23 protein-coding genes and 3 pseudogenes are annotated in these 22755 nt (G+C 62.2%); 16 read left to right on the plus strand and 10 right to left on the minus strand.

Features of this window, described 5'->3' with window-relative positions:
• Genes EJD88_RS19090 through gspD form a run of 8 tightly spaced genes read left to right on the plus strand, consistent with a single transcriptional unit; the run spans position 1 to position 6463 of the window.
• Positions 1–432: a type II secretion system protein gene (locus EJD88_RS19090; protein ID WP_158878749.1), complete on the plus strand. Its 432-nt coding sequence runs from the start codon at positions 1–3 to the stop codon at positions 430–432.
• Positions 429–791, plus strand: a complete 363-nt coding sequence (locus EJD88_RS19095) for a prepilin-type N-terminal cleavage/methylation domain-containing protein (RefSeq protein WP_099586538.1) — start codon at positions 429–431, stop codon at positions 789–791. Before EJD88_RS19090 ends, EJD88_RS19095 begins: the two co-directional genes overlap by 4 nt.
• Positions 788–1417, plus strand: a complete 630-nt coding sequence (locus tag EJD88_RS19100; RefSeq protein ID WP_158878750.1) for a prepilin-type N-terminal cleavage/methylation domain-containing protein — start codon at positions 788–790, stop codon at positions 1415–1417. The genes EJD88_RS19095 and EJD88_RS19100 overlap by 4 nt, the downstream gene beginning before the upstream one ends.
• Positions 1414–2139, plus strand: a complete 726-nt coding sequence (locus EJD88_RS19105; RefSeq protein WP_112196081.1) for a general secretion pathway protein GspK — start codon at positions 1414–1416, stop codon at positions 2137–2139. The genes EJD88_RS19100 and EJD88_RS19105 overlap by 4 nt, the downstream gene beginning before the upstream one ends.
• Entirely contained in the window at positions 2136–3155 is a 1020-nt protein-coding gene (locus EJD88_RS19110; RefSeq protein WP_112196080.1) for a PilN domain-containing protein, read from the plus strand. Before EJD88_RS19105 ends, EJD88_RS19110 begins: the two co-directional genes overlap by 4 nt.
• Positions 3130–3741, plus strand: coding sequence for a type II secretion system protein GspM (gene gspM, locus EJD88_RS19115; protein ID WP_112196079.1), 612 nt, complete (start codon positions 3130–3132; stop codon positions 3739–3741). The genes EJD88_RS19110 and gspM overlap by 26 nt, the downstream gene beginning before the upstream one ends.
• On the plus strand, positions 3738–4262 hold the full coding sequence (locus tag EJD88_RS19120; protein ID WP_099586542.1) for a general secretion pathway protein GspN: 525 nt from the start codon (positions 3738–3740) through the stop codon (positions 4260–4262). Before gspM ends, EJD88_RS19120 begins: the two co-directional genes overlap by 4 nt.
• A complete protein-coding gene (gspD, locus tag EJD88_RS19125) occupies positions 4259–6463 on the plus strand; it encodes a type II secretion system secretin GspD (protein WP_158878751.1) in 2205 nt (734 codons plus the stop codon). The genes EJD88_RS19120 and gspD overlap by 4 nt, the downstream gene beginning before the upstream one ends.
• Positions 6464–6727: 264 nt before the next feature.
• On the opposite strand, the gene EJD88_RS19130 is transcribed toward gspD, so the two are convergent.
• Both EJD88_RS19130 and EJD88_RS19135 read right to left on the minus strand, forming a co-directional pair.
• Entirely contained in the window at positions 6728–7249 is a 522-nt protein-coding gene (locus tag EJD88_RS19130; protein ID WP_099586544.1) for a GNAT family N-acetyltransferase, read from the minus strand.
• Positions 7207–7491: a DUF1778 domain-containing protein gene (locus tag EJD88_RS19135; RefSeq protein ID WP_158878752.1), complete on the minus strand. Its 285-nt coding sequence runs from the start codon at positions 7489–7491 to the stop codon at positions 7207–7209. Before EJD88_RS19135 ends, EJD88_RS19130 begins: the two co-directional genes overlap by 43 nt.
• A gap of 582 nt (positions 7492–8073) precedes the next feature.
• Here EJD88_RS19135 and EJD88_RS19140 point away from each other — a divergent pair.
• Genes EJD88_RS19140 through EJD88_RS19165 form a run of 6 tightly spaced genes read left to right on the plus strand, consistent with a single transcriptional unit; the run spans position 8074 to position 15190 of the window.
• The gene (locus EJD88_RS19140) at positions 8074–10467 is read left to right on the plus strand and encodes a TonB-dependent siderophore receptor (RefSeq protein WP_158878753.1); all 2394 of its coding nucleotides are present in this window, start codon (positions 8074–8076) and stop codon (positions 10465–10467) included.
• 16 nt (positions 10468–10483) lie between these two features.
• A complete protein-coding gene (locus tag EJD88_RS19145; protein WP_158878754.1) occupies positions 10484–11449 on the plus strand; it encodes an amino acid ABC transporter permease in 966 nt (321 codons plus the stop codon).
• Positions 11442–12215 carry an amino acid ABC transporter ATP-binding protein gene (locus EJD88_RS19150; protein ID WP_158878755.1) on the plus strand — a complete coding sequence of 258 codons (774 nt, stop codon included), beginning with the start codon at positions 11442–11444 and terminating at the stop codon, positions 12213–12215. The genes EJD88_RS19145 and EJD88_RS19150 overlap by 8 nt, the downstream gene beginning before the upstream one ends.
• Positions 12216–12233: 18 nt before the next feature.
• Positions 12234–13157 carry an ABC transporter substrate-binding protein gene (locus EJD88_RS19155; RefSeq protein WP_158878756.1) on the plus strand — a complete coding sequence of 308 codons (924 nt, stop codon included), beginning with the start codon at positions 12234–12236 and terminating at the stop codon, positions 13155–13157.
• A gap of 12 nt (positions 13158–13169) precedes the next feature.
• Complete coding sequence (locus tag EJD88_RS19160) at positions 13170–14753, plus strand: FAD-dependent oxidoreductase (protein ID WP_158878757.1); 1584 nt, start codon at positions 13170–13172, stop codon at positions 14751–14753.
• An 11-nt stretch (positions 14754–14764) separates the two neighbouring features.
• The gene (locus EJD88_RS19165; protein ID WP_158878758.1) at positions 14765–15190 is read left to right on the plus strand and encodes a RidA family protein; all 426 of its coding nucleotides are present in this window, start codon (positions 14765–14767) and stop codon (positions 15188–15190) included.
• A gap of 128 nt (positions 15191–15318) precedes the next feature.
• On the opposite strand, the gene EJD88_RS19170 is transcribed toward EJD88_RS19165, so the two are convergent.
• Together EJD88_RS19170 and EJD88_RS27585 are read right to left on the minus strand one after the other, a co-directional pair.
• Entirely contained in the window at positions 15319–15804 is a 486-nt protein-coding gene (locus EJD88_RS19170) for a hypothetical protein (protein WP_244653911.1), read from the minus strand.
• A gap of 170 nt (positions 15805–15974) precedes the next feature.
• Positions 15975–16232: pseudogene (locus EJD88_RS27585) on the minus strand (NAD synthetase); the annotation flags it as partial.
• Positions 16233–16415: 183 nt separating this feature from the next.
• On the opposite strand from EJD88_RS27585, the gene EJD88_RS19180 reads away from it, so the two are divergent.
• A complete protein-coding gene (locus EJD88_RS19180; RefSeq protein ID WP_112196070.1) occupies positions 16416–16904 on the plus strand; it encodes a type VI secretion system tube protein Hcp in 489 nt (162 codons plus the stop codon).
• 67 nt (positions 16905–16971) lie between these two features.
• On the opposite strand, the gene EJD88_RS19185 is transcribed toward EJD88_RS19180, so the two are convergent.
• The 4 genes and pseudogenes from EJD88_RS19185 to EJD88_RS19200 all read right to left on the minus strand — a co-directional run.
• Entirely contained in the window at positions 16972–17478 is a 507-nt protein-coding gene (locus EJD88_RS19185) for a hypothetical protein (protein WP_099586554.1), read from the minus strand.
• Positions 17475–18389, minus strand: a complete 915-nt coding sequence (locus tag EJD88_RS19190) for an NAD synthetase (RefSeq protein WP_158878759.1) — start codon at positions 18387–18389, stop codon at positions 17475–17477. The genes EJD88_RS19185 and EJD88_RS19190 overlap by 4 nt, the downstream gene beginning before the upstream one ends.
• A gap of 157 nt (positions 18390–18546) precedes the next feature.
• A complete protein-coding gene (locus EJD88_RS19195) occupies positions 18547–20010 on the minus strand; it encodes an aldehyde dehydrogenase family protein (protein ID WP_158878760.1) in 1464 nt (487 codons plus the stop codon).
• 188 nt (positions 20011–20198) lie between these two features.
• Positions 20199–20393 (minus strand): annotated as a pseudogene (locus EJD88_RS19200) (FAD-dependent oxidoreductase); the annotation flags it as partial.
• Here EJD88_RS19200 and EJD88_RS19205 point away from each other — a divergent pair.
• Positions 20391–20624, plus strand: a pseudogene (locus EJD88_RS19205) (LysR substrate-binding domain-containing protein); the annotation flags it as partial. The pseudogenes EJD88_RS19200 and EJD88_RS19205 sit on opposite strands and share 3 nt — an antisense overlap.
• 8 nt (positions 20625–20632) lie before the next feature.
• On the opposite strand, the gene EJD88_RS19210 reads toward EJD88_RS19205, so the two are convergent.
• Both EJD88_RS19210 and EJD88_RS19215 read right to left on the minus strand, forming a co-directional pair.
• On the minus strand, positions 20633–21346 hold the full coding sequence (locus tag EJD88_RS19210) for a cupin domain-containing protein (protein WP_158878761.1): 714 nt from the start codon (positions 21344–21346) through the stop codon (positions 20633–20635).
• Positions 21347–21368: 22 nt separating this feature from the next.
• Positions 21369–22220, minus strand: coding sequence for a GNAT family N-acetyltransferase (locus EJD88_RS19215; protein ID WP_158878762.1), 852 nt, complete (start codon positions 22218–22220; stop codon positions 21369–21371).
• Between the last annotated feature and the right edge of the window lie 535 nt (positions 22221–22755).

Below are 22755 nucleotides of genomic sequence, written 5' to 3' on the forward strand. Positions count from 1 at the left end.
ATGGCCAGCGCCCAACGCGGCTTTACCCTGCTGGAGATGCTGGTGGTGATCGTCTTGATCAGCATCGCGGCCGGGTTGGTCGGGTTTGGCCTGCAACAAGGTCTGCGCGCAGCGAAAGAGCGCCAGGCGGTGGGGCAGATCGTCGAGGCGCTGCGCAGCACGCGGGCGCGGGCGATTGTCAGTGGCACCACGGAAAGTACCGTTTTCGATTTGCGCAACTTGAGCGTCCAGGCGCCCGGTCGCCCGAAACAGCACTGGCCGGCCGGTTTGCAAGTGACCCTGCACACCGCCGAGCAAGCGGGCTCGGCAGTGGATTTCTATCCCGATGGCAGCTCCACCGGCGGCAACCTGCTACTGGCCAACGGCAGCCGGCGTTGGCGCATCGACATTGGCTGGCTGACCGGCAGCGTCCAGTCCAGGGCCCTGCGATGAAGCACCAGCGCGGTTTCACCCTGCTGGAAATGCTCGCCGCGCTGACGCTGATGGCGATCTGTAGCACGGTGCTGCTGGTCGCCTTTGGCCAAAGTGCGCGCTCGCTGTTGCAGGTGGCCCATAGCGACCGCCTCACCCATGCGGCCTTGAGCGTGATGGATCAGGAGGGCACGGGCCCGCTGGCGAGCGGCACGCGCCAGGGCGAAATGGACGGCGTCGCCTGGCAACTGCGCATTGCCCAACAGCCGAGCCGCATCGGCCAGGCGCACCTGTTTCGCCTGGACCTGAGCGTCAGCGAAGGCCCGCGCCAGGCGCAGTTCAGCACCCTGAAACTGCGTGCTGCCGGGGCCGGTTTGTGAAGCCTCGCCAGCAGGGCTTTACCCTGCTCGAAATCATGATTGTGCTCAGCCTGCTGGGGGTGTTGCTGACGTTGGTTGGTGGCGCGTTGCTCGGTGCCAATCGCGCGGTGCTCAAGGCCCAGCGTTACACGGTCAGCCTGGACGAAATGCGTGCCGCCCAGCAGTTTTTGCGCACCGCCATCAGCGAGGCGTTACCGCTGGATGTGACCGAGGACGACAGCCAGGTCGATGGTTTTTTCACAGGCGAGCCGCAGCGCATGCAGTTTGTCGCGACCCTGCCCGGTGTGCTCGGCGGCGGCATTCAGCGTTTCACCCTGCAACTGACCGGGCCCGAGGCGCCGCGTGATTTGCAGGTGGCGTTCGCCCGGTTTGAGTCCCTGGCGCAAGTCAGCGTACCGGCCTCGCGCAGCGAGCCACAGGTGTTGATCAGGGGCGTCGAAGACCTGCAATTGAGCTATCGCGGCCTGTCGCCCAAGGGTCAGGCCACCGGCTGGATCAGCGCGTGGCCGTGGCCCAAGCGCCTGCCCTACGCGGTGCGGATTGCCGCCCGGGTCAACGGTCCGGTGCCGTGGGTGACCCAGGTGGTGGCCTTGCGCTTGAACCTGTCCGGCGGGGCGCCCGAATGATCAGGCATCAACGCGGTGTGGCGCTGTTGCTGGTGCTGTGGGTGCTGGCCTTGCTCAGCCTGTTGCTCGGCGGATTGGCCGGCTGGGTGCAGTTGGAAACCCGCCAGGCCGCATGGCATCGCCAGCATACCCAGGCGGTGCTGGCGGCAGAGGCGGGCGTGGCGCTGGCGATGCAAGCCGTGGCCGACCCGTCGCAGCGCAAGCAATGGATTGCCGACGGGCGTGAAATCCCGCTGGTGTTTGACGACGCGCAGTTGCACGTAAGCCTGCGCAGCGAGCGCGGCAAGTTGTACCTCAACAGCGCCGAGGTGGGCGATTTTGCTCGCCTGGCCCTGGCCTGCGGTGCCACCCAGGCCCAGGCCAAGCAATTGGCCAGGGACCTGGAGATGCGCCGCAACCAAGGCCTGGCGCCGTTTCGGGTGGTGGAAGAAGTCCGGCAGTTGCCGGGCATGACCCAGGCGCTGTACAGCGCGCTGGTGCCGGAAATCAGCCTGTGGAGTGGCCTGGACCGGCCCGACCCGGCCTTCGCCAGCCCGTTGATGCGCCACGCCCTCAACCTGCCACACGCCAGCGCGGTGGGTGCCGACCCCGGTGATGTGCTGGTGGTCAGCAGCCGCGCCCAACGCCCCGGCGGTTACCACGCCGAGCTGCAAGCCACGGTGTTATTGAGCCCCGCGCAAGGCAGCGCACAACCTTATCGAGTCCTACGTTGGCAAGAATGAATAAATACCTGGAGCCCGCCGTGCAGCGTTGGCAAGGCAGCCTGTTGCAACAGGGCTGGGACCTGTGGCTCAAGGAGCTGCGTGGCTGCCTGCCTGGCTGGTTATTGCCCCATGACATGCCCGAGCGCGTCTACCCGTGGCCGCTCACTGCGCCTGTGCAAAAGCTCCCTGGCGAGGCACGCCAGGTGTTGTTGCTGGCACCAGACGCGGTGCTGGTGCAGAGCCTGCAATTGCCGGTGGCCGCCGCGCGCAACCTGTCGACGGTGGTCGGTTATGAACTGGACCGCTTCACCCCGTTCGACGCCGCCCAGCTGTACTTTGTCGCCCGCCAGGAACGCCGCACAGCCACCCATCTGCAGGTGACGCTGGTGGCAATCCTGCGCGAGCGCCTGGACCAGATCCTCGACGACTGCGCGGCACTTGGCTTGCAACCCCACGCCGTGGATGTCTGCGACAGCGCCGGCGTGCCCATGGGCATCGACCTGCTGCCGGCGCCGTTGCGTCCGCGCCAGCGCCCGGCGGGCAAGGGCCTGCAACGCAGCCTGCCGTGGCTGTGCGGCGCCTTGCTGATTGCCGCCATGCTGCTGTGGCTCAACGATCGCCAGCGCGTACTCGACGCCATGCAACACAGCGTGCAGTCCCAGCGCGCCCAGGTCGCCGAAGTCCAGGCCCTGCGCCAGCAACTGCTCAATACCCGCGGCGCCGCGCAGTACTTGATCCGCCGCAAGGCCGCGCAGCCGCCCCTGGCCGCGCTGCTCAGCGAGCTGACCGCCTGCCTGCCGCCCGACACCTGGATCGACCAGTTGGAAGTCAACGACGGCGCCGACGTGTCCTTCTCCGGGCAAAGCGCCAAGGCCAGCGCGTTGATCACCCGCATCAAGAACTGCCGCAGCCTGGAAAACGCCCAGTTCGAAGGGGTGATCCAACCCGATGCGCAAACCGGCAAGGATCAGTTTTCCTTGCGCGCCCACCTGCACCAGGAGGCCGCCGATGCGCCGACCACTGACACCCCGTGAACGCCGTGGCGCCGCGTTGATCGCCCTCGCGCTGGTGCTCGGCGCCGCCTATTGGCTGTTGATCGACAGCTGGTTTGCCGGCCCGTTGCGCACCTTGGGCGAACAGGCCGAGCAACTGCGCGAACAGCAACAGCGCTACGCCGGCGTGTTGCGCCAGGGCGACAGCCTGCGCCAGCAACTCGAAGAAGCGCGCCAGGATCCAGCCAGCAGCACCAGCCTGTTGCCCGGCGATGACCCCAGCGCCGTGGCCGCCGACTTGATGCAGCGCATCGCCGACCTGATCAACAGCCGCGCCGGCCTCGGTGGCGGCTGCAGCTTGACCCAGCGCATGCCCATCACCCCTGAGCAGGACGATGCCGAGCCCTATCGCCAAGTCAAAGTCAGCCTGACCCTCAACTGCGCCATCGAGCCCTTGACCGCGATCCTGCATGAGCTGGAGTACCAGCGGCCGTTTCTGTTTGTCGATGAAATGAGCATCCGCCGCGCCCCGAACGCCCCCGCCAGTGGCGGCGCCGGTAAGCTGGTGGTGCACCTGTTGGTGCGCGGCTACCTGCAACCGGCCGCCGCCGCGCAGGTGCGCCGATGATCAGCACCTTGCGTCCCCTGGAATGGGGTTTGATCGGCGTGGCCGGGCTGTTGGGTGTGCTCATGGCCGGCATCCTCAGCAGCCTCGGCGACGCGCCGCAGTGGTTACCGCCGCCCGCGCCCGATAGCCGCGCCAATGCCTCGGCCAAGGTGCTGGTGGCCCCGAGCGCAACCCTGGACAGCCTGGCCGGTACGTGGCAGGCGCCGTTGTTCAGCCCCGACCGCAGCCCCGACCGCGCGGTGGGCCAAGGCGCTGTCTCCAGCCTGTCGAGCCTCACGCTGACTGGTATCGTCCTCGACGGTGACCTGCGCGTGGCCTTGCTCAAGCGCGCCGACGGCCCACCCTTGAAAGTCCACCAGGACCAGACCCTGCCCAACGGCTGGCGCCTGGAACACCTGACCCCCCGCGACGCCCGTTTCGTACTTGACGGCCGCAGCCAGACCTTGAGCCTGCGGGCCCTGCGTTTGCCGCCGCCGTCCAGCACACCGCCGATTACCCTTCCTCACGAGTCCACCCCTTGATCGATACTTTCCCTGGCGCCTTGCGCACCACCGCATTTTGCCTGGCCACCGCCGTCGCCCTCGGTGGCTGCGGGACATTCCCCGAGCACCTCGACCCGGACGAGGCCCTGTTGCACGAAGCGATGCAGGGCACCGGCTCACAACGTCCGCCCGTGGACCCGGCCAGTGAACAAACCCCGGTCGACAACGGCCAGCCCCAGGCAAAAACGCCGCCTCAGCGCCAACTGATTCGCGGCAATCAGCAGTTCGTGCGCCAACCGGTTGCGGCGGCGTCTGCGAAGGAGGAGGGCGGCGACATCGTGTTCAACTTTGCCGACCAGCCGATTGAAGCGGTGATCAACAGCGTGATGGGCGACCTGCTGCATGAGAACTACAGCATCGCCCAGGGCGTGAAGGGCAACGTCAGCTTCTCCACCTCCAAACCGGTGAACGAACAGCAGGCATTGTCGATTCTGGAAACCCTGCTGTCCTGGACCGACAACGCGATGATCAAGCAGGGCAGTCGTTATGTGATCCTGCCGGCCAACCAGGCGGTGGCGGGCAAGCTAGTGCCGGAAATGCGTGTGTCGCAACCGTCCAGCGGCCTGTCGGCGCGGCTGTTTCCACTGCGCTACATCTCTGCCACTGAAATGCAGAAACTGCTCAAGCCGTTCGCCCGGGAAAATGCATTCTTGCTGGTGGACCCGGCGCGCAATGTGCTGAGCCTGGCCGGTACCCCCGAGGAACTGGCCAACTACCAGGACACCATCGACACCTTTGACGTGGATTGGCTCAAAGGCATGTCCGTCGGCGTGTTCGGCCTGCAACGGGCCTCGGTGGCCGAGCTGATGCCCGAACTGCAAAAGATGTTCGGCCCCGACAGCGGCATGCCGTTGGCGGGCATGGTGCGATTCCTGCCGATCGAGCGCACCAACTCGGTGGTAGCGATTTCTTCGCAACCGCAATACTTGAGTGAAGTCGGCGACTGGATTCACACCATCGACGAAGGCGGCGGCAACGAGCCGCAAATGTACGTGTACGACGTGCGCAACATGAAGGCCAGCGACCTCGCCAAGTACCTGCGGCAGATCTACGGCAGCGGCGCGATCAAGGACGACACCCCGGCCAAGGTCGCCCCCGGTTTGCGCACCGCGACCTTGTCGTCGCCGGGCACCAACAGCACGTCCGGCAGCACACCGGGTGGGCTGAACACTACCCAGCCGGTGGTCGATGACGAAGCGCAGGAGCCCGAAGCCGAAGACAGCGCCGAACCGCAAACCACCGAAGGCGCCCCGGCCAAAAGCCTCGACGCCGGCACGCGCATTACCGCGCAGAAAAGCAGTAACCAACTGCTGGTGCGCACCCGTCCGGTGCAGTGGAAAGAGATCGAATCGGCGATCAAACGCCTCGACAATCCGCCGCTGCAAGTGCAGATCGAGACGCGCATTCTTGAGGTCAAACTCAGCGGTGAACTGGACCTCGGCGTGCAGTGGTACCTGGGACGCCTGGCGGGTAATTCCACCAGCACCACCGTGGCCAACGCCTCCGGCAGCCAAGGTGCACTGGGCGGTGGCGGGGCCGGGTTGGGGGCGGCGGATTCGTTGTTCTATTCCTTCGTCAGCTCCAACCTGCAAGTGGCGCTGCATGCCCTGGAAACCAATGGCCGCACCCAGGTGCTGTCGGCGCCGTCGCTGGTGGTGATGAACAACCAGCCGGCGCAGATTCAGGTGGGGGACAACATTCCCATCAGCCAGACCACTGTGAATACCGGTACTTCAGACACCACGTTGAGCAGTGTTGAATATGTGCAGACCGGGGTGATCCTGGATGTAGTGCCGAGGATCAATCCGGGTGGGTTGGTGTACATGGATATTCAACAACAGGTCAGTGATGCACAGGACCAGGCGTCCACTGGCAGCGATACGCCGACGAACCCGCGTATCTCCACGCGCTCGGTGTCGACCCAGGTGGCGGTGCAGAGTGGGCAGACGGTGTTGTTGGGGGGGTTGATCAAGCAGGACAACGCGGAGTCGGTGAGTGCGGTGCCGTATCTGGGCAAGATTCCTGGGTTGCGGTGGTTGTTTGGGAATACCAGCAAGTCCAAGGATCGGACCGAACTGATTGTTTTGATTACACCTAGGGTCATTACCAGCAGCAGCCAGGCCAGGCAGGTGACGGATGATTATCGGCAGCAGATGCAGCTGTTGAAGCCGGCTAACTGAAGGAACGTGGTCAAAAGTGTGGGAGGGGGCTTGCCCCCGATAACGGTGTGTCAGTTGATGCAGACGGTGACTGAACCACCGCTATCGGGGGCAAGCCCCCTCCCACATTTTTAACCGAGTACACCAGACACACACACGCGGCCTGACAGCCGACCAGAATGTTGGATCTGACCGAGTACATATCCGTTGCTGCGGTAACGGCTATCTACGGATTATCCTGATGAAGTTGCGTAGAGATCTATGTTGCGATGGCAATGTCATTGGCTAGCGAAGCGGCAACATCAACGTAATCGGCGATAGCCCTGGGCACGGTATGAACCCTGCGTACTTGGTATAAAAGCTCGAAAGGCGCTCGTTCAGTGGATGAACAATCAGTGCGCTGGACCCGATGGCATTCGAGGCGCTGATGGCGCGCTCAATGGCGTCCTGCAGCAGGTCGATGGCATAGCCCTGGCCTTGAGCCGCTTGAGTAATACCCATGCGCCCCAGCAGGGTTACAGGATGAACGCTTGGCGAATTGCGTTGATGGTTCTTCGGGGCGACATTCGCGCGGGCGATGGAACCACTCGAGAGCGTGTAATACCCCATGACAATCGAGGTGTCCTTGCGGCAGACGACGTAAACCACAGCTTGTTTGGCTGCCTGAGCCTTACGCGCCTGCCTTTGCAGGTAATCGTCGATCGACCGTTCACCTGAATCGAATTGATCCAGGATGTGTTCGCCGTTCAGCTTTTCGGGGGCCCTCAGCTCCACCTTTTGGGTCTTTCGAGAAGTTGATGCAGGCATTCGTTACCTCGTATCGGGTTGGCATCCATGGCCTGTTCGAATGCGTCAAATGCGACGTCGTCAAGAAGGAACAGACGCTTATCCAGGATGACTTCTTCTGCTTTTTGGCAAGCAGCCTCCAGAATGAAGCTGGTCCGATCCCGACCGGACAGGGCCGCCGCCAGATCGATCAGGTTGCGCTTTCTTTCGTCCGCTCTCATGTTGATCGGAACGGGTTTGGGTTTTTCAGTAATTGCAGCCATGCTGGGGTCCCACCTTGGAAGGGTTGTTTTCAGGTCTTAGCCTCCTCGGGTGGATAGTAAGGTGCCTGTGTATCTTATGTCTATACGAGTATATCTGTTGGATATACGTTTCTGCGTGTCAGATAGACGTTCAACTGCGCTTTCAATCCGCCGAAAACGCAGCAATTCTCCATAAACTCATTGCCTTTTCCTGATGGAATTCTCCCTTCAATGCGTTGTTGATCATGCTGGATCCCAAAAAAACATTATTTAAATGAATAAAAAATATAAAAAATAATAAAATTAGAGAATATTAGCTTATACCAAAACAGCATTATATTTCCCCAACCCATTCCGTTATGTTTGATCGCAACAGCCTACCCCTGACCTCGGATGGTACCCAGCGTAATCAAGATTCTGCGCGCCATAACCGGGTGATCATCCCCCGCAGCAGAATCGTTGGAAGGGAGTTCAACGTATGTTGCCAATTCAACCCCCGCACTCGCCCTAACCCCAAATTGCCGCAACACGCCCAAAAAAACCGAGCACCGCGCCCCGCCGCGTGAGTGCCCGACTTCGCGATTTGGAAAGACAGGCACGCCCATGAAGCAAACGCTGAAACCCACCACCCTCCTGACACTGGCCGTCCTGGCCAACGCCGCCCACGCCCAGGACGACAGCACCCTGTCCACCGTGGTGGTCACCGGCAACCGTGGCGCCGAGCAGCGCACGGTCACCAGCAGCCCGGTGCCGATTGATGTGGTCAGCGCCAAGCAACTGCAAAGTACCGGCAAGCCCGGTTTGATGGAGGCGTTGAGTGCGGTGATCCCATCGCTCACCCTGCCGGAAAAAACCGGTTGGGACGCCAGCGGCATTGCCCGCGCTCCCAACCTGCGGGGCATGAGTGCCGCCGAAGTGCTGGTGCTGGTCAATGGCAAACGTCGCCACACCGCGGCCACGTTGAACATCAACGGCATCAACACTGGCGCCGCGCCGGCCGACCTGGACCTGATCCCCATCAGCGCCATCGACCATGTGGAAGTGCTGCGCGACGGCGCCGCCGCGCAGTACGGCTCCGACGCCATTGCCGGGGTGATCAACGTGATCCTCAAGGCCGATACCAGCGGCACGTCGGTGACCAACGCGGGCCTTGGCTACGACGGCAAAAAGCAGACCGTGCAACAAAGCCTCAACAAGGGTTTTGAAATCGGCAACGGCGGCATCGTGCAATTGGCACTGGATGCGCGCAGCCAGAACGATGACAACAAGGCCAGCGCCAACGGCTACACCTATGCCCAAGCCTATGAGCAGGCGGGGCGTTCCACCTATGGCGGCTACGGCACGCCGAAGACCAACCTGCTGACCCTGGGCTACAACGCCGAGCTGCCGATCGACGACGATTTGAGCCTGTATTCGTTCACCACCTATTCGCGGCGCAAGGCCGAGCAGGGGCAGAATTTCCGCCTGCCGACCATCACCAACACCATCACCACCGGGCCCAATGGCTACCCCGGCGGCTACACGCCGACCTGGTACATCGACGAAGACGACTTCCAGGCCGCGTTCGGCGGCAAAGGCACCGTCGGCGAGTGGGACTGGGATTTGTCCACCACTTACGGGCGCAACGAAGCGGAGCAGGGCACCACCCATAACCAGAACCCGTCGTTGGGCGAGGCCACGCCGAACAGCTTTACCTCCGGTACCTGGATCAGCACCGAGCTGACCACCAACCTCGACTTCAAGCGCGGCTTCGATATCGGCCTGCAAAAGCCGCTGGATGTGAGCTATGGCTTCGAGCATCGGCGCGATACCTATGAAGTGCAGGCCGGTGACTACGAGTCCTACGCCAACGGCGGCTACTGCGTGGCGCCGGGCAATTGCGCGTCAAGCGGGGCGCAGGTCACCAACGGCATTTCACCGGATGAAGAAAGCAGCGCCTCGCGCAACAGCCTGGCCAGCTACGTCGACGTGGGTTTCAACCCGGTGCCGGACTGGTACGTGGGCACCGCGTTTCGCTACGAGCATTACAACCAGGGCGTCGGCGCCACCCGCAGCGGCAAGTTGACCACCCGCTACGATTTCACACCGCAATTCGCGGTGCGTGCCACGGTAAGCAATGGCTTCCGTGCGCCGTCCCTGGCCAACAGCCTGTTCAGTGCGCGTTCCACCACCTATGGCGTGGTGGACGGGGTGTATCAGTCAATCAACTACGGCGTGCTGCCCACCGGCTCGGCGGCGGCCCAGGCCCTGGGCGCCCAGGATCTGAAGCCCGAGCGCTCGACCAACTTCAGCCTCGGTTTCACCCTCACGCCCACCGACCGCCTGAGCTTTACCGCCGACGCCTACGTGATCAACCTGCGTGACCGCATCACCCTGACCGGCACCTTGCTCGGCCCGGAAATTACCCAGGTGCTGCAAGGCAACGGCATCACCTCCACCTCCGGCGGCCAGTACTTTATCAACGGCGCCGACACCCGCACCAAAGGCCTCGATCTGGTCGGTAACTACAGCCAGGACCTGGGCCAATACGGCGCGCTGAAGTGGACCGCAGCGTTCAACTGGAACCAGACCAAAATCCTCAACTACAAGGAATCCACCACGATCCTGGGCACGTCCTACGACCTGATGGATCGCCAGGCACGCAACCTGATCACCGGCGTGCAGCCCAGCACCAAGCTGATCCTGGGCGGTGACTGGAGCTTCGGCCGCTTCAACCTCAACCTGGCCTTGACCCGCTACGGCGCCTACAAAGAGGTCAACGTCTCTGCCGACCGCAGCCTCGACCGGGTCTACGCGGCCAAATGGATCACCGATCTCGACCTTGGCTACAACCTCACCAAAGACCTCAACGTGGCCATCGGCGCCAAGAACCTGTTCGACGTCTACCCCAAGAAACAAGGCGTGCCCAGCAGCACCATGGTCAGCAGCTACGGCACCTATTCGCCTTACGGATTCACCGGCGGGTACTACTACACCCGCTTGACCTATGCCTTCTGAGGCCGAGGAATACACCATGCCTATCGTCGCCAAACCCTATGACCTGATTGACCCACCCCGCGTGGTTCGCCAGGCCCGTGTCGCCACACCGATCAAAGCCCTGCAAGTGGTGCCCGCCCGCCATCCGTGGCGTTGGGCCGGGTCGATCTTTGCCGCGCTGGTGCTGCTCGCCATTGCGCATTCCCTGGCCACCAACCCGCGTTGGGAGTGGGGCGTGTTTGGCCAGTGGTTCTTCTCGCCGTCGGTGCTGCGCGGGCTGGGGCAGACGTTGTTGCTGACGCTGCTGAGCACGGTGTTCAGCGTGATCCTCGGCACGGCGCTGGCCCTGGCGCGGCTGTCGGGCTCGCCGCTGCTGGCGGCACTGGCCTGGGGCTACATCTGGTTTTTCCGTTCGATGCCGGCGTTGCTGGTGCTGATCATCCTGTACAACTTTGCCTACCTGTATGACCACATCGTGCTCGGCGTGCCGTTCACGGGCGTGGTGTTTGCCGAGTGGTCGACGGTGGACGTGCTCAGCCAGTTCACCACGGCGGTCCTCGGTTTGAGCCTGATGCAGGCAGCCTACGCGGCGGAGATCATTCGCGGCGGCCTGATCGGTGTCGACGCCGGCCAGCATGAAGCGGCGGCAGCCTTGGGCTTGCCCGCATCACGACGCATCTTCCGGATCATCCTGCCCCAGGCGCTGCGTTCGATCCTGCCGTCGGGGTTCAACGAAATCATCGGCCTGGTCAAGGGCACGTCCATCGTCTACGTGCTGGCCTTGCCGGAGCTGTTCTACACCGTGCAGGTCATCTACAACCGCACCCAGGCGGTGATCCCGCTGCTGATCGTGGCTACCGTGTGGTACCTGATCATTACCATCGTGCTCACCAGCGCCCAGTATTACGTCGAGCGGCATTTCGCTCGGGGCACGGCACGGGTGCTGCCGCCCACGCCGTTGCAGCGCCTGCGCGGCTGGCTCAAGGAGAAATCCCATGAGTGAAGCGCGCGCAGGACGTATCCAGATCCAGGGCGTGGGCAAGCGCTTTGGCAGCCAGCAGGTGCTCAAGGGCATCGACCTGACCATCGACCCGGGCAAGGTCACGGTGATTCTCGGGCCGTCCGGCTCGGGCAAGTCCACCTTGCTGCGCACCATCAACCACCTGGAGAAAATCGACAGCGGCCACATCACCATCGACGGTGAATACGTCGGCTATCGGCGCAAGGGCGACCTGCTGTACGAACTCAAGGAACGCGAGATTCTCAAGCGTCGCATCGACGTGGGTTTTGTGTTCCAGAACTTCAACCTGTTCCCGCACCTCACCGCCTGGGAAAACGTTGCCGAAGCGCCTTTGGCCCACAAACGCTGGAGCAAGGCCGAGGCGCCGGCCAAGGCGGCTGAGCTATTGGCCAAGGTCGGCCTGGCGGACAAGGCCGATGCCTATCCGCGCCAGCTTTCCGGCGGCCAGCAACAGCGCGTCGCCATCGCCCGCGCCCTGGCGCTGGACCCGAAGGTTCTGCTGTTCGACGAGCCCACGTCGGCCCTCGACCCCGAGCTGGTGGGTGAAGTCCTCGACGTGATCAAGGGCCTGACCCAACTGGGCGTGACCCTGGTGATCGTCACCCACGAGATCGGCTTTGCCCGCGAAGTGGCCGACCACGTGGTGTTTCTCTGCGACGGCCAACTGATCGAAGAAGGCCCGCCCGAACAGATCTTCCGCCAACCCCGACATCCCCGCACCCAGGCCTTTCTCGGCAAGGTGCTTTAGTTCAAGGAGAGACTGCCCATGTTTATCACCACTGCTCGCGTGGCCTTATTGGCGCTTGCCGTCAGTACCGCGCAAAGCGCGTTTGCCGTGCAACAGGTCGACCTCAGCCCCGACCGCGTGCGCATCCATGTGCCACGCAACGAGGCGGCTATCGCGCAGATCCCGCCGGGCTTCAAGTTCGCCCAGCCGGGCAAGTTCACCGTGGCCGTGTCCGGCGTGGCCGGGCCGCCCCTGGCGCTGCTGGCCAGCGATGACAAGACCACCATCGGCAGCGAAGCCGACACCGCGCAACTGGTGGCTGACAGCCTCGGCCTGCAACTCAACGTGGTGCAGACCAGTTGGGAGGATTGGCCCCTGGGCGTCAGCTCGGGCAAGTACGACGCGGTGATCAGTAATGTCACCGTGACCGAGGCGCGCAAGAAGCGTTTCGACTTCGCCACTTATCGCCAGGATGTGCTGGGGTTTTACGTAAAGGCCACCAGCAAGATCACCGAGATCAAACAGGCCGAGGACATCGCCGGGCTGAAGATCATCGTCGGCTCCGGCACCAATCAGGAAAAAGTCCTGCTGGCCTGGAACGAAGCAAACGAAAAGGCCGGCCTCAAGCCCGCGCTGTTGCAGTACTTCGACGACCAGGCTGCCGCGCAATTGGCGGTGCAGTCCGGACGCAGCGACGCGCTGTTCGGGCCTAACTCGGTCTACGCCTATTCGGCGGCAATCACCGGTGGCATCAAGCGTGTCGGCACGGTCAACGGTGGCTGGCCGTTGCAGGCGGATATTGCCGTGACCACGCGCAAGGACAACGGCCTGGTCAAACCGATCCACACCGCCCTGGAAGGCGCGATTGTCGGCGGCCAATACGAGCAGGTGCTGCAACGCTGGGGCCTGGACGTGGAGCGCGTCGACAAGTCGCTGATCAACCCACCGGGCCTGCCGGATTAAGGAGCAATCGACATGGGACTGACACGACGTGAAGCGCTGTCGAGCATTGCGGCGGTAGGCGGCGAAACAGCCGTCAAGGATGCACTGGCGGTATTGGGATTGGGGCCGTCATCGCACCGCCGCCCGCAACCGTTGAAGTTGAAGGAAGGCCTGGGGCAGGGCACCCGTGTGCTGGTGCTGGGCGCCGGGATCGCCGGGCTGGTCAGTGCCCTGGAGCTGAGCCGCGCCGGGTTTGACGTGCAGGTACTGGAGGCTCGCGAGCGGGTCGGCGGGCGCACCTGGACCCTGCGCCATGGCGACCGCGTGGACTACAAGGATGGTCGCACGCAAACGGCGGCGTTCGACCAGGGGCATTACTTCAACGCAGGTCCTGCACGAATCCCCAGCCAGCACCGTACGATCCTCGACTATTGCAGCGAACTGGGCGTACCCCTGGAAGTGCTGGTCAACAGCAGCCATGGCGCGCAAGTGCGGCCCGATGTGCAACAGCCGGCGTTCAGCGTCGGCCAGGCGATCAATGATGCGCGCGGGCACTTGTCCGGTTTGCTGGCCAAAGCGGTGCAACGTGATGCCCTCGATGATGTGCTGAGTGTTGAGGAGCGCACGCGGTTGCTGGCGTTTTTGCGGGTGTATGGCGACTTGTCCCAGGAATTGGCCTTCGAGGGCACGATCCGTTCGGGGCACCTTGAGTCTCCCGCACATCCGGGCGCTTTGCCCGCCAGTCGCAGCCCGTTGTCGCTGGATCAACTGCTGCACCCGGAGCTGTGGGGCGCGTTGCTGCACACCGAGTTTCCGGAGTTTTCGGCGACCATGTTCCAACCGGTCGGCGGCATGGACCGCATCACCGACGCCTTCTACCAGCGCGTGCGTGACCATGTGCAGCCAGGTGCCGTGGTCCGCCAGATCCGTCAATTGGAAGACGGCGTAGCGGTGACCTATCACGACCGGCACAGCGGCCGCGAACAGGTGGTGCGTGCCGATTATCTGATCTCGACCCTGCCGTTGCCGCTGCTGGCCAAACTCGACACTGACTTCAGCGACCCGATCAAAGCCGCGCTGCGCAGCACCCGCAGCGACCAGGCGACCAAGGTCGCGTGGCAATCCCCGCGCTTCTGGGAAACCGACTACCGCACCTACGGCGGCCTGTCGTGGATCGAGCATCCGGCGCGCCTGCTGTGGTACCCGAGTAACGACCTCAACACCCGCGAGGGCCTGCTGGTGGCGGGCTACGTGACGGGCGAGGGCGCCGATGTATTTGGTGCCAAACCCTTCGCCGAGCAGTACGCCGCGTCCAAGGAAGCCGTGGAGTTGCTGCATCCCGGCTATTCCAAACACCTGCGCCACCCCCTGGCGGTGACCTGGGAACAGATCCCCTTCAGCGAGGGCCCATGGCTGCAACGCGAACACTTCCCGGCCGACGCCAGCAGCCTGCTCGAAGCCGGCCACGGCCGCGTGTATTTCGCCGGTGATGGCCTGGTGCAAAGCGGGGTGGGCATCTGGCAGGAATCGGCGGCCAACTCGGCGCGGCATGTGATCGCGCAACTGGCCGAACGCGTTACCCAACAACGACAGGTCGCGGCACTCGCCGCCTCTTAAGGAGACACACCATGAGCGACAGTATTCAACGCACCAGCGTCGGCGATTTCCCGATCTCGCAGACCGTCACCGTACCGGCGTCCGCCAGCCTGATTTTCGTCAGCGGGACCTTGCCGGACCTGGCTGATCCAACGGTTCCAGGGGTGTTTGGCAACACTGAAGCGCAGACGGTTTCGGTGTTCAACAAGCTGCGCCAGATCCTGCGCCAGCAAGACCTGGACCTGGGCGACATCGTGCAGTTGCGGGTGTTTCTGGTCGGCGCCGAAGAGACCGACGGCAAGCTGGATTTCGCCGGGTTGCAGCGCGGGTATACGCAGTTCTTCGGTACGCCGGAGCAGCCGAACAAACCGGCGCGTACGGCGTTGCAAGTCGTCGCGTTGCCTTTGCCTGGTGCGCTGGTGGAAGTCGAAGCCATCGCGGCCCGTACAGCCGATTAAAAACTGTGGGACATGGATATCTACACAAACATCAAAGGCTGAATCATCACTCTGTGGTGAGCGGGCACCTGGGGCTGCCGGTGCCGGTGAAGCGGCATACGGCGGCACGAAGTGTGGCGGCTTGAGGATTACCACCATTTCCAGCGGCCCTGTTGTTTCAGAGTCGCGATAACGCCCTTGCGTTTATGCCTGATTTCCAACATCTCTCGGCGCATTTGTCGCTGGCGTTTGCTGTTCAGGCATAGAAGCCCGATCAACGGACTTAGTAAGGCAAGGGTAAAAAGGAGGTGATCGGGGCTGTATAGAATTGTTGGCATTACGAGCAGCAAGTCGATGATGAACACACCAACCTGAAGCCACACCCATCGTGGATAACCGTGAAGGACCAAGCTCTGCGCGACGCCGAATAGCACACACGCAATCCCGCCTGTGATGAAGAACGCATCACGGGTCAGTTCATCGGATGCGTGGGCGAAGTAGGTGAGATTCATCAGCGTGGCGGTGCTGGCAATCGAAACGCACAAGGCTATTAAACCGCCAAACAACGCCAGTCTGTGACGAGCCCAAAGAGGACGAGGATCTATAAGGTAAAGGGGCTCCCGGCGGTTCTTCATTCGCTGAACTCTTCGTAGATACCGATGGCCAGCGTCTTGGTGTTTCCGGACATACCGCTGCTGGCGAGGCCCAGTGCTGCTGCAATGGAATCATTGCGATGGGTCGCGATGATTGGTTTTATCTGTGTTGCTGGAATGCGTTTTGGCGCGTTACGTGCGGCTTGCTTGAGCTTGAACTCCATCGGCCCCACATACCTCGGCGCTTCCCGCAGCACCAGCTTGATCGGCTGCACCCTGCAAATCGCCTGGAACTCACGCAATACCACCACGTTGAAATCCCCATCGATATACACCACGCCCGCGCCGATCAACGCCGGGTCGGCGTCTATGGCGAAGAACAATCGCCGCAGGTCGAGGCTGTTTTCAATGTGTTGGCGTGTGGTGCGGTGGGCTGATGGGAATCCATCCTTGAACAGGGCGACGGTCATTCCTTAACTCCTTTTTTGGGAGCTTAGAGAGTAAAGACGCCGCAACTGAGATGAATGTCGGAAGCTTCGCCATTTGCAGTCGGGCGCTTCCTGAAGCGGTTTTGACGTCTTGTAAGCCCGCTCCCGATTGAGGAAAAGTGCGCCCCACGTCACTTGCGACGTACCACAGGACAAGGAGCCAACATGGCAGTCGATATGTTTTTGAAACTGGGCGATATCAAGGGCGAATCACGGGACCAAGCTCATCGTGACGAGATCGACATCACCAACTGGGGCTGGGGTTTGTCGCAAACCGGCTCGATGCATTCCGGTACGGGAGGCGGCTCGGGCAAGGCCGACTTTGCCAACCTGAACCTGACCAAACCCCTGGATAAATCCAGCCCCAACCTGATGATGGCCTGCGCCACCGGCAAGCATTATCCCGAAGCCAAGCTGGTGGTGCGCAAGGCCGGTGGAGCCAGCCCGGTGGAGTACTTGGTGATCACCTTGAAGGAAGTCATGGTGGTGTCCTACAGCACCCGTGCTGAAACCGCCGATGATGTGTTGTACGACAGCATCGCGTTGAACTTCGCCACCGTCGACGTCAGCTATCAGCCGCAGAAGGCGGACGGCACCAAGGACGGCGGGGCTGTGAAGTTTGGCTGGAATATTCGGCAGAACGTCAAAGCTTGAGTAGGTGAGCCTCAGGGAGAGCGCTGTTGTTGTCGACAGCGCTGTTTCAATGGGTGCGGTAGAAAGATCACCACCATTTCCAGCGACCCTGTTGTTTCATAGTTGCGATGATGGTTTGGCGTTTGTGGCGCAGTTCGAGAGATTTGTGTCGTAGTTCGCGGCAGCGTTTGCTGTTGAGAATGAGCAGGCCGACAAGTGGGCAGAGCAGGGCCAGTGCGTACAGATAGGTGTTGGGGCGCCACAATATGGCGGGTAGGGATATCAGCAGGCAAAGTAGGTAGATCGCAACGTTTATCCAGACCCAGTGGATACGGCCGTAGAGCACTTCGTATTTGGCCAGGGCGAATACTGCGCCCAAGCTCGCGGCGCCGAAAAAGCATGTTTTGGCGACAAACTCTACGGGGTGATTAGGCAAATACGTAAGCATCACCAGGATCGTCGTCAACGCGATCGAGAAACACCCTGCCAATGCATCACCTCCAATCACGGGCATGAACCGTTTGAGGAGTTGCCAAGGATCCTCAATAAAGAGTGATGAGTAATATTGACCTTTTATCTTGCGTTGTTGGCTCATAGGTTAACTTCCTCGTAGATGCCCAACGCCAGAGTTCTTACGTTCCCAGAGACTGTGCTGCTGGTAAAACCGAGCAAGGCCGCAGCTATGTCCATTTTGTGTGCGGCAGTTGCACGCTGCATTTGAATAGCGCTGATACGTTTGGCCACATTGCCGGAGGTTTTTTCCAGCTTGAGTAACTTGGTCGTTAGTCTTGGATCTCGGATTTTAAGCAGCTCATTGTTCAATTTTGCCCGCTCTTGCCGTGTCAGGCCTCTAAGCACTTGCCTAGCTGTTTTTCCGGTTGCTTTTGTGGTCGTTGTGACGACTTTCACGGTGACTAATGCCGAGCTGGCAACGCCCATCAAAGCAATACCGTCCAACACCGCTGTTGCGGCCTCATACCACGTCTCGTTATCCAAGTAGTCATTAACCTCCGCAAAGGCTAACTCTGATGCTGTCCGTAGAGCGCCACCGATGCATTGAAATGTACTTGCAACGGCAGCAGCTTTACCGATAAACGAAATTATCGAGCTAGCACCAGCTGTAAAAGGCATCAGCGCAGCCCCACTCGCGATGACCATCCAACTCAACACTACTCCGGTGCACGCAATTGCCGTATTGATAGCTTCCGCCGCCAACCTCGACTCCCGAGGTTCATGCTCCAACATTCGCTTGAACTCCATCGGCCCCACATACCTCGGCGCTTCCCGCAGCACCAGCTTGATCGGCTGCACCCGGCAAATCGCCTGGAACTCACGCAATACCACCACGTTGAAATCCCCATCGATATACACCACCCCCGCGCCGATCAAGGCCGGGTCGGCGTCTATGGCGAAGAACAATCGCCGCAGGTCGAGGCTGTTTTCAATGTGTTGGCGTGTGGTGCGGTGGGCTGACGGGAAACCATCCTTGAACAGGGCGAGGGTCATTCCTTAACTCCGGAGTGTGCGGGAGTCGAGAGGGTAATGATGTCGTGGAGAAAATTAATGTCGGACGTTTCGCCTTTTCGAGACGGCCACTTCTCGAACCGGTCTGACGGCTTACCGTCAGGTAAAGGGAGCGCCGTTGCGACGCTCCCTCGGTGGTTTACTCACCAAACCCGACAATGGCCTTGGTTTCCAGGTATTCCTCAAACCCATGGACGCCGTATTCCCGACCATTGCCCGAGCGCTTGTAGCCACCAAACGGCGCCATCGGGTTCCACGCGGGGTAGTTCAGGTGCACTTGCCCGGCGCGAATGCGCGATGCCACGGCACGTGCCTGTGTCAGGTCCTGGGCCTGGACGTGAGCGCCCAGTCCGTAGACCGTGTCGTTGGCGATGGCGATGGCTTCATCCAGCGTTTCATAGGCGATGATGCACAGCACCGGGCCGAATATTTCTTCCTGGGCGATGCGCATGGCGCTGTCCACTTCGGAGAAAACCGTCGGCCGGGTGTAGAAACCCTTGTCGAACCCCGCCACCCGTCCAGGCCCGCCGCACACCAGTTTGGCGCCCTCGTCGAGGCCGGCGTGGATCAGGGTCTGGACGCGATTGAATTGGGCTTCGTTGGCAATCGGGCCCAGTTGCGTGTCTTGCGAATTCGGGTCGCCCACGATCAGTGCATTGGCGGTGGCCGCCGCCAGGGCTTCGACTTCGGCCAGGCGGTTTCTTGGCACGATCATGCGCGTCGGCGCGCTGCACGATTGGCCGACGTTGCGAAACGCCGACAGCACCCCCAGCGGCACGGCCTTGGCGAAGTCGGCGTCGGGTAGCAGCACGTTCGGGGACTTGCCGCCCAGTTCCTGGGTGACGCGCTTGACCGTAGGCGCCGCCGCCTGGGCCACCAGCGCGCCGGCGCGGTTGGAACCGGTGATTGAAATCATGTCGATATCCGCATGGGCCGCCATGGCAGCGCCCACCTCGGCACCGCTGCCGTTGACCAGGTTGAACACGCCCGGCGGCAGGCCTGCGTCATGCACCAATTGCGCAAACAGCAGGGCGCTGAGGGGCGACAGTTCGCTGGGTTTCAACACCACGGTGCAGCCGGCGGCGAGGGCGGGGGCGACTTTTGCGGTGATCTGATACAGCGGCCAGTTCCACGGTGTGATCAGGCCGCACACGCCGATGGGTTCGCGCTCGATGGCGGTGCCGCCTTCCACCGTCTGGAAGCGATAGCTGGACAGCAGGTCACGGGCGACCCGCACGTGCTCGGCCGCCAGCGGCACTTGCATCGCCCGGGCAAAACCAATGGCAGCGCCCATTTCCAGGGACAGCGCCTGGGCCAGTTGCTCTTGGCGCTCAAGGATCAGCGCGTGGATGTTCCCCAGCACCTGCGCTCTTGTTTCAGGCAGGGTCGTGGACCAACCGGCAAACGCAGCCCGTGCAGCGGCGACGGCGCGGTCGACATCCTCGGCCGACCCGCGCGCGACGTGGCCAACCACTTCCTCGGTGGCCGGGTTGACCACCGGCAGGCTGGCCGCAATGGCAGGGGGAAGCCAGCGCCCGTCGATGTAAAACTGCCGGGACGTGTGCGGGTCAATGCTGTAGCTGTTCGAAGGGTGTGTGGTCATCCAACTGGCTCCCTAGAGCGGTAATAGGCACTGCGAACAGCACGGCCCTGTGTCTGGATAAGCTAACAAAAGGCACCTGCCCTAAGATGCCGTTATTCAACGCTGCAAGGGATAATCTGCTGAATCTCGCGGGCTGGCTGTGCGACCTGACCGATTGCTTGCGTGACCCGTGCAAATTGGCTGATGCCGCCGTTGGGCTCCAGCGGCACCGGCTCGCCGAAGCGTTCGGATAAGCGGGCGGCCCAGGCGCCGGCGGTAATCAACAGTTGCTCTGCGACATACAACTGCCCGTCGGTGGTGGTGACGTGGAACAGCCCATTGGCCTTTTCCACGTCGGCGACTTCGGTTTTTTCCTCGATTCGCGCCCCGAGGCGCTGGGCTTGTTGAGCAACGATGGCAGCGTCGCCCGGCGCTGGGCCGAGCAGGGCTTGGGGTTGGTGCTGCGTTCGCAGTGGGACGTCAGTGATGCCGTGGCCAGCGGCAGCCTGGTGCGCGTGTTGGCGGACTGGAGCTTTGACAGCGCACCGATCCTTCTGCTGGTGCCGTCGCGCAAGCTTCGCAGCTCGCGCGTACAGGCATTGGTGGCGTTTCTTGAGGACGCGCTGAAGGCCTGATCCGGGCCTTATTGAACGGCGTAGACCTTGCGCACATACACCGTGCTGGTCCAGGCGCACGGCGCGCCCTTGGCCACGAATACGGTATCGCCGGTATTGACCGTGACCTCGCCACCTTCGGTGTCCTGCAGAGTGACGCTGCCTTCGAGCAGGTGCATCAATTCATGCAGTTTGTGCGGGCGGCCATGGCGGGCGTAGGGGGTCGAGTCCCAGATGCCGATGCGCAACTCGGTCACGGCATCGTCGAACAGATTGAGGGCGCGGCACTGTGGGGTAGGGCCGATCAGGATCTGCGGTTCCGGTGCCGCGGAAGGGTTGAGCAGGGTGTACCGGTCGAGCAGGGTCAGGCCCGGACACGCGGGGGCATCGGCCCGGTCGACCGCGCAGAACGCCCAAACGCTGCCGGCGCTCGCCCGCACGGTCAAGCGTGTGCCACGGCCGATCACCGCGCTGGTGCCGACGTCCAGTTCCAGTGTCTGGTCAGCGCTGCTGAGCACCACATGCCCGGCGTGCACCACCAGGGTTTCGCTGTGGGGGAAGTCTTCAATCACGACTTCGCCGCTAAATGGCACCAGGCCTGCGGACACGCCGTCGTCGCCTCGCCAGGCGAGCTGGCGGAGGTCGCCGAACGGGTCCGGCGCGCTCAGGGCACCCGTGTTGAAGGACGTGGCAACGCGGCTGCCGTCGGCGCGCGCCAACAGCAGGATCTGGGGAGATGACATGACGAGTGCTCCGGTAGAAAAGTCAGCCGATGGCCTGGGTGATCAGGGCAAAGGGGTATACGCCCTGGCTGGCCTGGGGCGGCGTGCCTTTGGCCATCTGCGCGACGGTGTCGATGTTCTTCAGGCCGGCCTGTTCGAGCCAGTCGTTGAGACCGCAGACGACGGGAATGTCGATGCGTACAAAGGCGTCCGGTACCTGGGCGAGCAGGGTGGCGATCAGGTGCTTGGCCTGATCGATGGTTTCGGCGACCACCGGGCCGATGCAGCGACCGCGCCCAAACGGTCGCAGCAGGGCGAAGCCGCGCAACTGACCGTCGCGCTCGATACCCACGGCATTTTCTACCTGCAGGTCGCGCAGTACCTCGCGGCGGTCCAGCCCGCTGGCGGCCTTGGCGAGCGCAAGCAGGGCAGTGTGGTCATCAGCATTCAGTGCACGACAGCTTTCGCCCTCGGCCAGCGTTGGACGCTCGGGCACTTGTACCTGACCCTGGTGTTGTTGCACGTGACCGAACTCGACAAAGCCTTGGCTGGCATACAGCGGCGCACCCGCGAGGGTCGCATTGAGAACCGGTGTGCGTGCCCCGCAAGCGGCAATGGCCTGTTCCATCAACCGGCGACCGATGCCCTTGCCTTGGTAGTCATTGCTGACGATCACCAGGCCAATGGTGGCGTAATCGCCCTGGGGGCAGGTGAACGCGCTGCCAATCAACCGCTCGCCGTCGATTACCACGAAGCCATCGCTGACCCTTTGCAACATCGCCCAGTCTTCCAGGCGGTGGGGCCATTTGAGTTGCACCGACAGGGCGTGGGCGGCTGGCAGGTCGGCCACGGTCATCGGGCGGTAGACATAAGCGGGGTGTGGCAGGGCGGACATGGCGAGCCTCCATAGAACAGTGTGTGCGGTGTCAGGTTGCTTGTATCCCACCTGGGTTGGAGGCTGGCAAGGGGGCTGGAGATATTCGGTAGATTCCTTGGGCGGGGAGGGGGTTGGGCCACAGGTCGTACTTAATTCTTGTGGGGTGGCGGTAGTAAATGCCATGGGGTTCCGGTCATCGTGGTTGACGGGGCGATTCGAGATCAAAAGCAAGAGCGCGGCAGCTTTAGATCCGACCGGGTTTTTAAGTCGAACTCGGTCCAAATGTGGGAGGGGGCTTGCCCCCGATAGCAGTGGTTCAGTTACAGATGCATCAACTGACACTCCCTCATCGGGGCATAGGTATCTACACAACTGCTTGCTTTTACGCTGTTGCTGTTGCTGTTGCTCTGGCTTTTGATCTTGATCTCGGGCACACCGAGCCTAAGCGAGGTGCCGAGTGTTGGGGCGAAGGCCTTTTGGTTACTTTTGTGCCTTTACAAAAGTGACACGCCGTAAGGGCGTAACCCTAAGTAGCCGTTACCGCAGAAACGGA

It is taken from the genome of Pseudomonas sp. PB105 (assembly GCF_009764655.1).
In the GTDB taxonomy this organism is placed as follows: domain Bacteria; phylum Pseudomonadota; class Gammaproteobacteria; order Pseudomonadales; family Pseudomonadaceae; genus Aquipseudomonas; species Aquipseudomonas cyclaminis.

Bases quoted from the DNA above. Each gene is read 5' to 3' on its own strand.
- EJD88_RS19090 (WP_158878749.1), top strand. From the start codon at position 1: ATGGCCAGCGCCCAACGCGGCTTTACCCTGCTGGAGATGCTGGTGGTG.
- EJD88_RS19095 (WP_099586538.1), top strand. From the start codon at position 429: ATGAAGCACCAGCGCGGTTTCACCCTGCTGGAAATGCTCGCCGCGCTG.
- EJD88_RS19105 (WP_112196081.1), top strand. From the start codon at position 1,414: ATGATCAGGCATCAACGCGGTGTGGCGCTGTTGCTGGTGCTGTGGGTG.
- EJD88_RS19110 (WP_112196080.1), top strand. From the start codon at position 2,136: ATGAATAAATACCTGGAGCCCGCCGTGCAGCGTTGGCAAGGCAGCCTG.
- gspM (WP_112196079.1), top strand. From the start codon at position 3,130: ATGCGCCGACCACTGACACCCCGTGAACGCCGTGGCGCCGCGTTGATC.
- EJD88_RS19120 (WP_099586542.1), top strand. From the start codon at position 3,738: ATGATCAGCACCTTGCGTCCCCTGGAATGGGGTTTGATCGGCGTGGCC.
- EJD88_RS19130 (WP_099586544.1), bottom strand. From the start codon at position 7,249: ATGCCTGCATCAACTTCTCGAAAGACCCAAAAGGTGGAGCTGAGGGCC.
- EJD88_RS19135 (WP_158878752.1), bottom strand. From the start codon at position 7,491: ATGGCTGCAATTACTGAAAAACCCAAACCCGTTCCGATCAACATGAGA.
- EJD88_RS19140 (WP_158878753.1), top strand. From the start codon at position 8,074: ATGAAGCAAACGCTGAAACCCACCACCCTCCTGACACTGGCCGTCCTG.
- EJD88_RS19145 (WP_158878754.1), top strand. From the start codon at position 10,484: ATGCCTATCGTCGCCAAACCCTATGACCTGATTGACCCACCCCGCGTG.
- EJD88_RS19150 (WP_158878755.1), top strand. From the start codon at position 11,442: ATGAGTGAAGCGCGCGCAGGACGTATCCAGATCCAGGGCGTGGGCAAG.
- EJD88_RS19155 (WP_158878756.1), top strand. From the start codon at position 12,234: ATGTTTATCACCACTGCTCGCGTGGCCTTATTGGCGCTTGCCGTCAGT.
- EJD88_RS19160 (WP_158878757.1), top strand. From the start codon at position 13,170: ATGGGACTGACACGACGTGAAGCGCTGTCGAGCATTGCGGCGGTAGGC.
- EJD88_RS19165 (WP_158878758.1), top strand. From the start codon at position 14,765: ATGAGCGACAGTATTCAACGCACCAGCGTCGGCGATTTCCCGATCTCG.
- EJD88_RS19170 (WP_244653911.1), bottom strand. From the start codon at position 15,804: ATGAAGAACCGCCGGGAGCCCCTTTACCTTATAGATCCTCGTCCTCTT.
- EJD88_RS19180 (WP_112196070.1), top strand. From the start codon at position 16,416: ATGGCAGTCGATATGTTTTTGAAACTGGGCGATATCAAGGGCGAATCA.
- EJD88_RS19185 (WP_099586554.1), bottom strand. From the start codon at position 17,478: ATGAGCCAACAACGCAAGATAAAAGGTCAATATTACTCATCACTCTTT.
- EJD88_RS19190 (WP_158878759.1), bottom strand. From the start codon at position 18,389: ATGACCCTCGCCCTGTTCAAGGATGGTTTCCCGTCAGCCCACCGCACC.
- EJD88_RS19195 (WP_158878760.1), bottom strand. From the start codon at position 20,010: ATGACCACACACCCTTCGAACAGCTACAGCATTGACCCGCACACGTCC.
- EJD88_RS19210 (WP_158878761.1), bottom strand. From the start codon at position 21,346: ATGTCATCTCCCCAGATCCTGCTGTTGGCGCGCGCCGACGGCAGCCGC.
- EJD88_RS19215 (WP_158878762.1), bottom strand. From the start codon at position 22,220: ATGTCCGCCCTGCCACACCCCGCTTATGTCTACCGCCCGATGACCGTG.